The following is a 13580-nucleotide window of genomic DNA, read 5'->3' as shown; positions in this document are numbered from 1 at the left end:
GGCAGGCTGTGATCATGGGTATCTTTCGAAACGATCGTCGTTCACAACCAGCCAGCGACTCACAATCCTGTTGGAAAGTCGGCTTTGGCGCGCTGCTGTCGATTGCAACTGTGTTCACGCTGAATGGTTGCAGTGGCCAGAGCGCCAATCCGCTTTCACGCGGCAGCTTAGATAACCAGGGCGAACGAGCTGAGGTCGTGATGGCTGATATGGAGGCCAAGGATTGGACGTCGGCCCTCATCGTTTGCCCTTATCAGCCAGCAGATCTAGTGGAACAGAAGCTAGGAATCGAGCACCCGCTGGACACGAGGTCCGATGTGATCACACGCATCGTCTTCGCCTCCGAGGAACGTATCGAAGAGGTCATCACTATTGGCACATATGAGGATGCAAACCTCTGCACAATTGAAACCCCAGTCCTCCAGCCTGACAGCACACTCTCATTGCAGCTCTCGGACGCCTGGGAACTAACTGCCGCCACCTAAACTTCGTCGCAAACGTCCCGGAAGATGATCGCTCAATAGGACCACTGAACCGCCAACTGAAGCTGCGATTAACCGCCATTCCTGGCTAACATTCACACCGAAGGGTTGCAAGGCGACCCAGAACTCAACGCCTGAGCTATGGTCGCCAGATGCGCCGCTTGCGCACTAGGCGCCTCAGATGTAGGAGGTAAGCAGCAACGCTCACGACTGCCGCGACGACCGCGGTCGCGCTAGTCAGAATCGGGCTCGCACCAAATGCAGTGGAAAAGGCAGCGGTAATGAGGCTTACAACGCCGACAATCGCTATCGGGGTAAAGATGAACCACATCAGTTTGTCGAACGGCAGCATCTCACCTTCGCTCCCGCTGCCTGGTGGGTACGGCAACTGACGCACCCTATCCATTGTCGTTAGCCCTCTAACTCGTCCGCGGAGGTTGATCTGCTCCGGCACTCCACTCGTTAATAGTTGGACCTCGAACATGTCACCACTGTTGAGGAGTAGCGCATCAATATGCACTCGCCCGTCGGGTCTAATTTGTAGTTGTGGAGCTAAGTCCGGAGGTCGTCGGCTGACAACTACTGCTGCGCGGACGGAGGATGTGGATCCTACATCGATGCTGATGGGAATCTCGAAGTCATCAGCGGACAGAGGTTCCTCTCCCGAGTTCAAGATTCGAGTGACTGAAATAACTGGGTCGGCTACTGGTTTCCCAGCGTAGAAGACTTCTAGTGGGAAGTAGTTTGAGCGCGGTCCCAAGCGATCTTGCCGGAGGACTATGTAGGAGAGGCTTTTCTGCCGATGGCGACGAGTATATGTAACGTACGCGATGACCGCCGCAATGACGCTGATGAGCAATCCTGCCCAGCCGAACATGTCAGTCAACTGTTTGCCCCAGGTTAATACCTAAGAGTCGAGATCGGTCCGAGGTTCTAAAGCACATCATGAGGCTCCGCGGCCTTGGAGGAGTCAGCATTAGGTGCTCCCTTTTTGGCAACACGGCGCTTTGCCGTCGCGTTATTTTCGAGTCCGAGTTTCTTTAGTTCGTCGGCCGCCCAGCCGTCTTTGGTAGCGCGGATGTAAGCGCGCTTGTCTTCGCGTTCAGCTTCAACCAGCTGTTCTTTGAGATCGGTTACGCGTTGCCTGGCTTTGACGAGGGCCGTCACGGATTCGATGCGTGAGTTGAGGAGCGCGCGTGCTTGTTGTTGTGTTTGTTCAAGGCTGATATTTCCCATGGTTCAACATTATCTATGACGATCATGATCGCATGCTATGCCGGGCGCAAAGATGGCGCTTCATCCACAGGAACGTGATGTAGGTGCGCGTTCGCCGGCTGGTACGCCGTACCTCTGTGTCACCTTTTGTGGGTGAGATGAGAGCCATGATTTGGGTCTCCTTTGCTCTCTGTTTGCCACCGTTCCTTTCGGCAACGTCGTCATCACTTGGCTGCGAAGTGAATTTGCAAGTTGGAGCCGGGGGACCGTGGAATACCGGAGGGAGCTTGCGAGTGAGGATATGCCGCGAAAGCGCCCGGCGGAGACTTGCCAAGAGAAGGGCAGACAGTACACTCACCAGCCGAAACGGAACGGCGCAGCCGGTCAATCAAATGCAGACGCGAAGCGTCCCCAAAGGGCCTTTGAAACCCCAACCGAAAACCACCTCCGGTCAAAGCAGAAAGAAGGTCAAACGGAGCAAGCTGGTAACTTAGGTGTCCTAAGTTGGTATCCGCCTCGACTTGCTGCGTCGAGTGCGGCACACTGGGAGTGTGGTCCCCGGATGAGCCGGGTTCGCTGCGCTGGCATTGAGAGGCGGTTAGACGGATGAGTGAAAGCAACGGAGTTGCTAGTTGGAAGTCGCGCCGCCGCCGCGCCAATGTCGAGGGCGGAAGGATGCACCGCCACGTCATCAAAGTCACCCCGGAGGAAGAAGCCCGGTTAGTGCAGATCGCGGAGAAGCACCGCGTTACCGTTGCACGGTTGTTGGTGGAGTCAGCGTTGAGTGAGGGAGGGGAAACCCCGTCCGAGCGACGTAATCAGTTCATGGAGCTTTCCAACCTTGCCCGCCTTGTCGGGACGGTGGCGAACAACATCAACCAGGTTGCACGGCACGCCAACAGCACCAGCGAGGTCCCGGCAGATGCAGCAGAGTCCATCACCCATGCCAAGAGCGTCATTCACCGGGTAGACCGTCTCCTAGCTGCTATGGCCGGGCGGTAGCCGTGATACCGAACATCACCCAGGGTGATCGCATGAGCGGACTCATGGTTTACCTAGCAGGACCGGGCCGGGCCAACGAGCACGAAGAACCGCACCTTGTGGCCGGGGACGCCGCACTCATGGCTTGGTACGACGATAACGAACTCAACCGCGATTCAGCCCTCGATATTGCTAACAGCCTCGACCGGGCGAAGCAGTTCTACGGCACTGAGATTGACGGCGGGCACGTCTTTCATTGCTCGCTAAGTTTGAGCGCCGAGGAAGGCAAGCTCACCGATCAGCAATGGGGTGACATCACCAACGACTACATGAAGTCGATGGGGTTCACAGAGGGAAGCGGCAAAGCCCCAGCACGGTGGGCGGCAGTACGTCACGGGGTCAGCAAGAACGGCAACGACCACGTTCACATTGTCGCCTCAATGGTCCGCGACGACGGAACGAAGTGGAACGACTGGAAATCCAAGTACAAGTCCCAGCAGGTTTCGCGTGAGCTGGAGAAGAAGTACGGACTCAACGAGCTAGGTTCCATCCGTGCCGAGCGAGGTTTCACCCCTGCTGAGCAGGAGAAGGCACGACGCCAGGGCAAACCAGAAGTAGAGCGGCACAGCACTGCCCGCACCGTTCGGAGCTGCGCTACAGCATCCGTCAGTGAGGCAGAGTTTGTCCGCCGCGCACGGCAAGAAGGTCTATTGGTTCGGCCACGTTTCGCGGCAGGCCGTTCCGACGTAGTGACCGGCTACTCAGTAGCCGAACGGCCAACCAAAGGGGAGCGCGCCGTTTGGTACGGCGGTAACTCGATGGGCCGAGATCTGAGCTTGCCGAAGCTACGCGAAGGATGGGAGAGCACCCCGGAGAACGCGACCGAGGCCGTCAACGAATGGACTGCCGCCGCACGCAATAAGCGAGTCATCGCACCGGGCCGGGAGACGGAAACCCCGAGCGCTGAACTGTGGGAGAAGCACGCCAACGAAGTTGGAGCGCTACGCGAGAAACTAGCGTCCACCCCGTACACCGACCACGAAACGTGGGCGAGGGCAGCGCGGGAAACCTCAGCAGCGTTCGGCGCATGGTCGAAGCGGATCGAAAAGACCCCAGGACCACTAGCCGATGCGTCGCGGGAGTTGGCGAAGTCAGCCCAGCTACGGCGCTACCCGCCGGCGACCCCGAAGGCCGGGGCAGTCTCCGCCAGGGGAGCGACCATGATCTTGCTGGCCGGGACTTCCAAGAGTCCCCGCGCCGCGTATGCGCTGATGTTCCGACAGCTCGCGGCTACCGCGAAAGCTATCCACGATATGCACAAAGCCACCGCGGATCTGAACCGGGTCAGAGCCCTATCGACGTCAGTGATCGCCGCGACGAAGGCCGTCGAAGCCAGCGCCCCCGGACAGGCATCTAAGGCCGCGCAGCCCGAACGCATGACGATGGAGAAGCTACGCGAGCAGCACCCGGGATTGGATGAGGAAGCTCTGAGGGCACGCCTGTTTGTCGAACGCACCCGCGAAGGCGCGCCCGTCCCGTCGAAGCTGACACGCGGACAGCAGCCAGCCGAGCACACAGTACCGGCACATGGAGCAGAACAGGACAACCAACGAGGGATCGAGAGATAGGGGATAGCTCATGAGCGAATCGGACGGAATTGATGATGCAGTATCAGGTGGGTTCCGTGCCGGCTTGATGGCAGCGGCACGAATCGGAGAGCAGCTAGCGAGGATGCGCGAGGAACAACAGCGCAGCATCCAACAAGCAGAAGAAGCACGGGCCAGAGATCTCCAGGAGAGATTCAATGCCTCCCAAGCAGCGGCCCGCGCCCAACTCGACCCAGTAAGCCGGGATGAATGGTGGGACAAAGCCACCCCCGACATGATCGAACGCGCCCACGAAACAGCAGAAGCCTGGAAAGACTATGACCCGGTTGCCGCCGAGCACGCCGGAACGATCAGGGACCAGGTGAAGGACCGCTACGGCATAGACGTAGACAACCCCGGAGCGAGTGAGCAAGACATTTCCTCAGCCGTCACCCAAGCCCAGGCAGCACGCCAGCAGGCCGAGGCAGAACGCTCCAACGCTTCCGCAGCTCGCGGAGACGAAATGCTCGCAGGGACAGCAGTAGCAGGAGCGAACCGGGAGGACCAAGCGCGGGCGAACAACTCTGAGCCAGCCTATGACTCACCAGAGCGCCGCCAGCAGCTCGCCAAAAGCCTAGAAAATTATCCCGACCGTGAGGCCGTCAACGCCCGACTCATCGCCGACAGGCACCAAGGAACACCGCCCAGTGCAGCCGTGAACTCCAACCCAACTGTTGGCAAGACCTCCACCATGAAAAGCCCGGCCCCGGGTCGGACCATTGAACGCAGCGGGCTGGAACGCTAATCAGCACAAGAGCACAAACGAAAGGGAGGACCCGCCAATGGCGGGTCCTCCCCTTCTTGGTCAGATCGGGGGCGGGCTACTCGGCCGCGGCCAACGCGTCGTTGACGAGCTGTACGAGTTCTTCTTGTGCCTCGGCCGGGATTTCGGTACCGAGCTTGACCGCTGAAACTGCGAGATTGCCCTGAACTCCGGAGACGGCCATGATCATCTGGCTCTCACCGGTGCCAATGGTTTGGGTCGTTATGGCGCCGAAGGAAGTCTCAGCGTTGGTCTCAACTTCCAGGGCCTCGATCGTGGAACTGATGGTTTCACCCTCGAACTCGATGTCATACTCTGTGCACTCCGTGATGGCATCTTGTGACTGGGTGAGCTGATCAGACATCACGGAGGGGTCTTCCACCGAGAAAATGGTGATGGTGGTCTGCGTCATTTCCTCGGCTGCCTGGCTCGCGCCAGCGGCGTAGGTGCTTCCCTCTGGCGCCTGAAGGTTCTCCGATGCCAGAGCGCTGCATTCTTCCGGAGTGATCGTGGCGGATTCCGCCAGAGTTCGCGCCTGGATCAGCGCCTGGTCCAGCTGCTCTGCGGGGACCACAGTGAGGGGCTGTCCCTGGGCGTCAGTAAGTGAGGAAACCAACGCCGTCAGGTCCTCATTGGTGTAAGTTCCACCTTCAGCCGCTGCCGATTCAGAAGGAGATGGCTCTTCTGAGGGGGTCACGGATGGTGTCTCTGCTGGCGAGGCGGACGCGGGGGGTGCTGAGGTGTCTTCATCGGCTGAGGTGCCCGAGGATTCAGCGCCGCATCCGGCGAGAGCCAATGTAGCCGCGAAGAGCAGCCCGTAGGTTTTGGTGGTTTTGTTCATTGCATGTCCCCCGTGTGGGCCATTGTCTCCCCCACGGAGAATGGCATTTAGTTTTGGTCTCAAAAATCTAACAGATCAATTCACTTTGATTGACCACTTTGTTTGCGTTGAAACAGCCAATTCGATTTGACGTTTCTTATCGCTTGCGCCCCACGATTTGTCAAGAGTGCAGGGTGCTTTTGCCCTCCATATTTTTCATCTGCTACTGGTCTGGATGCGATGCGCGTGGCGTTTGGGTAGCAGTGTTGTCGGATGGTCGTAAGTGTGGTTATGTTCATTTCATCACGTCAGATGATGTCGGGGGCATTGGGGTAAGCCGCTTCCTGTATCGCCTTTACTAGGAAGCGCAGTCTCATTCATGGGTAGTATTCGTCGGGCTTTGTCGCGCTCAATTACTAATGTTTCTTCAGCTCTCAAATCAGCTGGTAAAGCCTCTTTGGTGGGTGTGCTTGCGGTGACGATTTCCGCGTACGGCCTCACTGTGCCGGCGAATGCTGCCCCAAATATGGGTGCACAGCCAACGATCATCCAGCCGGCCATCGTGCCAGCGAATGTACCCGCGGTGACCACCGCTGCGGCGACGGAATCCGGTGTATTCGTTCCCACACAGGGAAGGTTGATTGACACCCGTGACGGCTCAGGTGGAGTCACCGGGCCGGTCGCAGCAAACACGTGGACCCCGATCCAGGTCCTCGGCCGTGCCGGGATCCCCGCAGATGGTGCGAGTGCCGTGGTGGTGACACTGACGTCGATCTACGCGCCGAAGGACAGCTGGACGCAGATGGCGTCCAACACTGACCGCCCGACAGATCAGACCACGAACCTGTACACCGGGGCCGACGAGATCATGTCGAACACCGCTATCGTGCCGATCGGCACGGACGGACGGATCGCGTTGCGGACCTCTGCCGCGCAGCAGTACGTGATCGAGGTGCAGGGATACTTCACCGACGGTGGTGAACCGGCCCCGGGCGGATATGTCCCAATCTTGAGCAAGCGAGCAGTCGACACCCGGGATGGCACTGGCGGAACTGAGGGCGCGTGGGCCAACAAGGAAGTCCACACCGTCAATTTGAAGAACATCACCGGAATCCCGGACACCGCTGGAGCGGTCTTCGCGAACGTGGTCGTGATCAGCACAGACCCGGATAACCCGACACCGACCCTGTACCCGTACCCGGCAGGTTCCACCGACCCAGGCACACCGTTGCACTTCCGCGGCGGCGTCACCACTGGCGTCGGCACCACCTTGGATATGAACGCCGCCGGCGAAGTGTCCTTCCGCTTGGATTACACCTACTCACCCGTCCACGTTGTCATCGACGTTCAAGGCTATTTTGACGGGCAGCCCTCCGAAAGCTCGTATCACTCACTGTCGACTCGTCTCCATGACACCAGGACCACGCAGCCCGTCCCTGCTGGTGGTTCTGTCGCGGTCCAGGTCGCTGGAGTAGATGGACTTCCTGTTGCCGGAGCGGACCTGGCCGGCGTGGCCATGAACATCACCGCGATCAACACCGGCGCGTCGACCACCGGGTGGTTCCGCGCCTACCCCTCCGATGAAGCCGAGCTGCCCCAGTCGCAAGTGAACTATCACAAGGGCACGGACATCATCTCGAATGTCGCGATTATCCGACCAGGCACAGCGGACGGAAAGATCATTGTCCGAAACCTCGGTACAGCACCAGCGCACTTCGTGATCGACACCCAAGGTTGGTTTACTAACGCGAACCTGCTACCCCCAGCAATCGGCGCCAACGGAACAAGATCAGGCGAACGCGGCGCAGCATCCATGGTCGGTCGCGGACTATCAGATACCGCCAAAGTATCGTGGAACCCCACCAACGGCAACGCCGTATTTACCGGCAAGCTACTCAACGTGGCCGGCGTCGGACAGGGCATGAACGTCTCCTGGCGACTGAATACCATCAACGATGCACGCCCGACCCTGAACCTGGGGAGGGTGGAAGCCTCGATCCGGGTGAACGCCGGCAACGACGAAGTGACCTACACCGCCCCGGATGGCGGATGGTACGTGTTCAAACCCGCAGGGACAGGCAAATGGACCATGCCCCCGGGAATCAACGCCACCTTGAGCAAGCCAAACGTGAACGAATACCGGATCCGATTCAACGACACCGGTGTCACCAACATTTACACCGACGATGGATCCAATTACTCGTTGGCCCGATCCATCGACGCGAACAAGAACAACCCGAATACAATCACCTATACCTACACCAACGGGCTGCTGGCCTCCAGTACGGACACCCAGGGCCGAGCCGTCACCTACGAATACAACGACGCACGGAACCTGAACCAGCCGTCGAAGATCACCGATACGTCTATCAATCGCTCCGCGATCCTCGAATACGCGGGTGGCCAGGGCCGACTCTCGAAGATCACCGATGTGACCGGCGCCGTCACCACCTTCGCCTACAACACGTCCGGAAAGCTCGCCACCTTCACTGACGGTCGAGGTACGAAAACCACGATGGTCTACGACGCCTCCGGGCGGACCAGCAACATCACCTACGGAGCGGGCACCACGGCGCAAAGCATCTGGACCCACGGATACCCCTCAGCTACCAGCTCGACCCTGCGGGATCCGAATAGCCGCACCGCCACCTACACGTACAACGCCGCAAAGCAGGTCACCAAAGTACTGGACCCGAATGGCAACAACGCGGACGGGGCCTTCGATGGCCACGACAACCAGACCGAATCCACCGACGGCCTGGGCAACAGCACCACCGGCGCGTACAACGTCAACAACAGCCTGATGAGTATCACCTCGCCTGCCGGGTCGGACACCGGCACCGGCGGGGACATGTCCTTCACCTACCCCTCAGTCGCGGGAGACCCGTTCTCGAACTGGCAACCGATTGAAACGACTGATAGCGAAGGGCACGAGACAAAGATCGAATACGACGTAAACACAAACGCCCCGAAGAGCACGGAGGCGATAAATAAGGCTGACGAGTCGGAGAACGTCCTCACTCTGAGTTACTACCAAGGCGATACCGAGAATACGAATTGTGGGGCGAAGCAAGGATCGCTGTGCCGCAGCGTGGATGGACTGGGGAACACCACCTCCTACGCCTACGACGCGCAAGGCAACCCAACTACCATCACCCGGCCCGCACCCTTGGGTACCGTCGCCAACACTTTTGATGCGGCCGGCCGGGTACTCACGGTCAAGGACGGCAAGAATCAGGTTCTCACTTACACCTACGACAACAACGACCGGATCAAGCAGGTCCGGCAGGGTTCCACCTGTGTGGCAGCGACTTGTGTTACTTACACCTATGATGCGAACGGCAACCTCACTCAACGCGTTGACGGCTCAGGTACAAGCACCTACGGTTACGACGCGCAGAACCGGGCGACCACCAAAACCGTTGGTGGGGTCACCACGACTCTCACCTACGACGGTGCATCGAATATCTTGACCTTCCAGGACCCCACCGGAACTATCGGGTACAAATACGATCCCGCGAACCGGCTGATTTCCCTCGCCGAACCTGGCGGATCCTGCCCGGCCACGCCGGCCTTCCCGAACTCCACAAAATGCACAGGGTTCGTCTACGACAAAAATAACCGCCGAACCGAAACGAAATACCCCAACGGCGTCAAAAACGTCACAGCCTTCGACTTCGCTGGGCGGAAGGGTGCAATTACTGCGACGAACACCAGCGGCAGCGTGCTCGCGAAGCGCTCCTACGCATACACAACAGGGGAAACCGGTAAAGACGGATCATTGCGTAAGAGCATGACCACCGAATCCGGTGCAGTCACGACCTATGGGTACGACTTCATGAACAGGCTGACGTCAGCAACGCTCGCAGGTGTGACTGAGGGCTGGGTGTATGACAAGAACGGCAACCGAACCCTAGCCACCAAAACCAATGCCGCAACAAGGTACTCAACCCACAACGCAGCAGACCAGCTCTGCTGGACGTCAGTAAACAACGGCACTTGCAGTGTCATCCCGGCGTCGCCGCGAAGCTTCTCCTATGATGCCAACGGCAACGCCACCCGAAACAGCAACGTCAACCAGACCTACAACGTGTTCGACCAATTCACCAGCAGTTCAGTCAACGGATCCGGTGTCACTACCGGATTCTCCTACTCCGGTCTGCGCAACGACGAACGAATTGCTGCAGGAAACACGAGCTTCCTCAACGGATCCCTTGGCGTGACGACCGAAACCACGGCAGGAGCTACTACCGCCTTTATTCGTGATCCTCAAGGCACGCTGATCAGTATGCGCACCAGCGCCGGGGCATCCTTTTACTACACGATGGATGCCCTCGGCTCAGTCATCCTCCTCACCGACGGTGCACAGGCCAAAGCTGCGACCTACAGCTACGACTCCTGGGGTAACACCACCAGCACCGGGACCCAAGCCGCAGCTAACCCCTGGCAGTACGCTGGCGGATACAAAGACACTGAAACCGGGTACACCAAATTCGGTGCCCGCTACTACGACCCCACCATCGGACGCTTCACCCAGATGGACCCATCTGGGCAAGACCCCCACTACACTTATGCGGGAAACAATCCAATCAACTACATGGACCCATCGGGACTATCCTTCGGTGATTTTCTCGGCGGCGTGATAGAGGCAGGAATCACCGGTGTGGGCGGTGCCATAGTTGGACTCTCCAAGGCAACGGTTGGGACGGCTCTCATTGGTGCAGGAGTGGCTTGCGGAGCCGGCATTGTCGGCGGAGTTATAAGTGCCGGCGTAGATGGGGAATCCGTGGGCTTCGACGATGCCGGATGGGGGTGCGCAACAGGTGTGGCAAGCTATGCTATTGGTGCGGCAGGCGGCGCAGCTGTGAAGGCGGCGAAAGCGAAATGATGACAACGATTGACTGGTTCCTAACTGCGATTGCAGGCGTACTAGTTGTGGTCGCTTTCATACTGCTAATCCGCACGACCACCCCGCCGAACGACGCACCGTCTAAACGACGCCCGTTGCAATTGGGCGCCTGCGTACTACTCGTAGTTATCGGACTACTGATGGTTGTCGTCATTGCATTCTGACGAGGCGGGACCAACGAGCCGAATGATTCGGGTACGGCAACCTCGTAAGGAACTGCTCTTGGCAGATTTCCGCTCTTGCGACGGTGGTAGTAGAAGGAGCGAAATTGACATCCGCAGGGCGAATCGTAAGCGCCAGAATTGGATTTGCTTCGGTCTTGCTACGGAGGTTGTAAGCGGCGGAAGTGCGGGAAATGCTGTCGCCGGGTGCGTACTCGGCGCCGCTGGCGGGGCTAGTACCCCCAGCGGCCTCAAAGCTGGTAAAAAACATCACGAAGAACAGTGATGACGTTGGATAGCTCGACAGCTCTGGGATGGTCAACGTTCGCGTTGCTCGGCGTGTTTCTCGCAGTAGGTCTCATTTATCGGCTCAAGAACCCTGATCGGACGCAAAGCGGATACGATTCCGCAAAGTGGAGACGGATATTTTTCATCATCCTCGGTTTTTGCTTCGCTTTAGCGATCGCTAGCGTTGTACTTCGAGGCATGGGGATATAAGACCTGATGGGAATACTCCTCTGGCTTGACAGAGTGGTCCGCTACATTAATCCCAGCCCTTTCGAGCCGCCAAGGGAAACAGTGTGTGTGCCATGTTGGCAAAGCTTCTTGGATGCTAATTAGCGAAAGAGAGCTTCTTCGGGGTCCGTGTGTGGCAGCCTGAGGAGCTCAGCTCGGTCCCGTGGTGCGTGGCCATCGTAGATACATTTCTTGAAAGGCCCGTTAGGCGCCATGAGGACCCTCATATGAGGGTCCGCGTGGTTTAACCACCATGTGCTGAGTCCTAGCGCTCCTTCAAGCCGGAGATGCTCCCAAGATCGCCATACCGTTTCAACCCGGGAGAGTGCTTCGACGTGTTTGTACCACTGAGGGCACCAGACGAACTCCGAGCCGCCGTTGACTTCACGGACATAAGAAGGGCTGAGGATACTAACGAAGAACTCCAGTGGATTTGAGTAGACCAGTTCCGCCGGTTCATCGGCGGTAGCGGGCTGTTCCTCGGTCGCCTCAGATCCAGCACTGAAACCATTATCGAACTCACTGCTGAACTCGCTCATGCGTCTTTATCCCGTTCAGACAACACAGGTGGCGCCAGAGGGTCACGCTCCACTTGGCTGTGAGACCCCAACGATTTATTGACTTTCTCAGCGTGAGGCCCGTTCATCCAGGGGATTGTTTCAATCATTGTGGTCGGGGCACCGGAGGCCAACAGCACCGCCCGGAAACGCGGCAACGAGGTGAGGTCAGAGACGGAGAGTATTTCGTCCTTGTTCTCCTGCCGCGAGCTGGAGCGCCCGGACTTCCCCGAGCTGCGCGAAACGTTGATGTAGCTGTACTGGCCGATCAGCCGGGACAGCTCATCGAGGTACTGGACTTCGGAGACACCACCGCCGTAGATCTTCACGTTCGACGCTGACCAGAGTTTGCGCATCCCTTCCACGTTCCAGACCTCCACACCCTGTGACCAGGACTGCAAAATGGTCATGAGGATGATTCCACGGGAACCGTAGTGGCTGTACTGATCGGGCAGGTTCTTCCACCGGCACACGTTCGCCGCTTCATCGAGGACACCGAGCAGAGGACGTTGTAGCCGCCCTCCCGGCTGGGAGGTGGCATATTGTTCTGCTGCTTCCACCACGGCCACCGTCAGAGCGGTAACCAGCGGCCCTGCTGTGCCTTCCCCTTCACGGGAAAGGCTATAGAGGGTGCCACTGCCACGTACGAACATATCCGGTTCAAACTCAGGACGGCGAGGGCCAGGCCCTGGCGTGATCCACTTCCCAACGTTGCGATCAGTGAGGGAAGAAACCATTTCCAGGGCGGTACCGAACACACCGGCCCGCTGCTTTTCCGGCTCCCGCAGCCGGGCCACCACCGTGTCGGAGAGCATTTCGTAGTCATGCTCGCGCAGAATCTGAGCGGGCCGGTCATCGGCTTGTTTGGTCAGCCAGGTGTAAACTTGTGTGATCGGCTTTTCATCCAGCGCCGCGGCCAGCAGGTACGCCTTGAGCAGGTTTCGGCCAGCAGTATCGAAATACGCATCTGGTTTAGCTCCCGGCTCCCTGGACCCAGCAGAGAAATGGGTTGCCAGTTTCGCGGCGGTCGCTTCATCCTTGACGTAGCTCAGCGGATTCCACCACCAGGTGGGTTGTTCCTCAGCAACCCCCTGAGGATCGAATACCCACACTTCGCCAACTTCACTACGGATCGAGCGGGTCACGTCCACAAGGTCGCGCTTGTTCGACGTCGCTATGACCGCCCCAGGGGCCTCCAAAATGGCCGGTACAGCATAGGACGTGGTTTTCATCGTCCGAGGACCAGCAATGAGAATCAGCATGTCCTCCCAGGACGCCCACATAGGCCGTTTCCCGGCCACCGTCCGGCCCAGCGGCACACCGACCGAATCCACGACGCCCAGGCGCTCAGCGGTGGCTTTCGCGCCCTTGGTAGACAAGTGGTTCAGATCCTTGCCCCGACCCATATGGACGGCGGCTTTATCGACCCGAGTCCGGTTCTTCCCGGAACGAGTCGCCAGCAGAACAATAAGCACTGCCAGCACGACCAGGGCGGCACCGATACCGGCGGCAATAAATGTTGCCTGTACC

General features: G+C 58.7%; 9 protein-coding genes. 5 read left to right on the top strand and 4 right to left on the bottom strand.

Annotated elements, in window-relative coordinates; all coding sequences use genetic code 11:
* Positions 1-14 precede the first annotated feature (14 nt).
* A complete protein-coding gene (locus IWX62_RS15170; protein WP_196842251.1) occupies positions 15-485 on the top strand; it encodes a hypothetical protein in 471 nt (156 codons plus the stop codon).
* Positions 486-1415: 930 nt separating this feature from the next.
* Here IWX62_RS15170 and IWX62_RS15165 read toward each other — a convergent pair.
* Entirely contained in the window at positions 1416-1718 is a 303-nt protein-coding gene (locus tag IWX62_RS15165) for a hypothetical protein (protein ID WP_196842250.1), read from the bottom strand.
* Positions 1719-2303: 585 nt separating this feature from the next.
* On the opposite strand from IWX62_RS15165, the gene mobC reads away from it, so the two are divergent.
* Genes mobC through IWX62_RS15150 form a run of 3 tightly spaced genes read left to right on the top strand, consistent with a single transcriptional unit; the run spans position 2304 to position 5069 of the window.
* Entirely contained in the window at positions 2304-2699 is a 396-nt protein-coding gene (gene mobC, locus IWX62_RS15160; RefSeq protein WP_196842249.1) for a plasmid mobilization relaxosome protein MobC, read from the top strand.
* Positions 2700-2731: 32 nt separating this feature from the next.
* The gene (locus tag IWX62_RS15155) at positions 2732-4306 is read left to right on the top strand and encodes a relaxase/mobilization nuclease domain-containing protein (RefSeq protein WP_196842248.1); all 1575 of its coding nucleotides are present in this window, start codon (positions 2732-2734) and stop codon (positions 4304-4306) included.
* 10 nt (positions 4307-4316) lie between these two features.
* Positions 4317-5069 (top strand): hypothetical protein, encoded by a 753-nt coding sequence (locus IWX62_RS15150; RefSeq protein WP_196842247.1) that lies wholly within the window; start codon positions 4317-4319, stop codon positions 5067-5069.
* Positions 5070-5145: 76 nt separating this feature from the next.
* On the opposite strand, the gene IWX62_RS15145 is transcribed toward IWX62_RS15150, so the two are convergent.
* Positions 5146-5928, bottom strand: a complete 783-nt coding sequence (locus IWX62_RS15145; protein ID WP_196842246.1) for a hypothetical protein — start codon at positions 5926-5928, stop codon at positions 5146-5148.
* A 505-nt stretch (positions 5929-6433) separates the two neighbouring features.
* Between IWX62_RS15145 and IWX62_RS15140 the strand changes: the two genes are divergently transcribed.
* Entirely contained in the window at positions 6434-10795 is a 4362-nt protein-coding gene (locus IWX62_RS15140; protein WP_196842245.1) for an RHS repeat-associated core domain-containing protein, read from the top strand.
* A gap of 799 nt (positions 10796-11594) precedes the next feature.
* On the opposite strand, the gene IWX62_RS16470 is transcribed toward IWX62_RS15140, so the two are convergent.
* Positions 11595-12032 carry a DUF4913 domain-containing protein gene (locus tag IWX62_RS16470; protein ID WP_196842244.1) on the bottom strand — a complete coding sequence of 146 codons (438 nt, stop codon included), beginning with the start codon at positions 12030-12032 and terminating at the stop codon, positions 11595-11597.
* Complete coding sequence (locus IWX62_RS15130; protein WP_333483466.1) at positions 12029-13312, bottom strand: type IV secretory system conjugative DNA transfer family protein; 1284 nt, start codon at positions 13310-13312, stop codon at positions 12029-12031. Before IWX62_RS15130 ends, IWX62_RS16470 begins: the two co-directional genes overlap by 4 nt.
* Between the last annotated feature and the right edge of the window lie 268 nt (positions 13313-13580).

Source organism: Arthrobacter sp. CAN_A1 (genome assembly GCF_015751665.1).
GTDB lineage: Bacteria > Actinomycetota > Actinomycetes > Actinomycetales > Micrococcaceae > Arthrobacter_D.
This window is presented reverse-complemented; position numbering and strand designations above follow the sequence as displayed.

Bases quoted from the DNA above. Each gene is read 5' to 3' on its own strand.
- IWX62_RS15170 (WP_196842251.1), top strand. From the start codon at position 15: ATGGGTATCTTTCGAAACGATCGTCGTTCACAACCAGCCAGCGACTCA.
- IWX62_RS15165 (WP_196842250.1), bottom strand. From the start codon at position 1,718: ATGGGAAATATCAGCCTTGAACAAACACAACAACAAGCACGCGCGCTC.
- IWX62_RS15155 (WP_196842248.1), top strand. From the start codon at position 2,732: ATGAGCGGACTCATGGTTTACCTAGCAGGACCGGGCCGGGCCAACGAG.
- IWX62_RS16470 (WP_196842244.1), bottom strand. From the start codon at position 12,032: ATGAGCGAGTTCAGCAGTGAGTTCGATAATGGTTTCAGTGCTGGATCT.
- IWX62_RS15150 (WP_196842247.1), top strand. From the start codon at position 4,317: ATGAGCGAATCGGACGGAATTGATGATGCAGTATCAGGTGGGTTCCGT.
- IWX62_RS15145 (WP_196842246.1), bottom strand. From the start codon at position 5,928: ATGAACAAAACCACCAAAACCTACGGGCTGCTCTTCGCGGCTACATTG.
- IWX62_RS15130 (WP_333483466.1), bottom strand. From the start codon at position 13,312: ATGCTGATTCTCATTGCTGGTCCTCGGACGATGAAAACCACGTCCTAT.
- IWX62_RS15140 (WP_196842245.1), top strand. From the start codon at position 6,434: ATGGGTGCACAGCCAACGATCATCCAGCCGGCCATCGTGCCAGCGAAT.
- mobC (WP_196842249.1), top strand. From the start codon at position 2,304: ATGAGTGAAAGCAACGGAGTTGCTAGTTGGAAGTCGCGCCGCCGCCGC.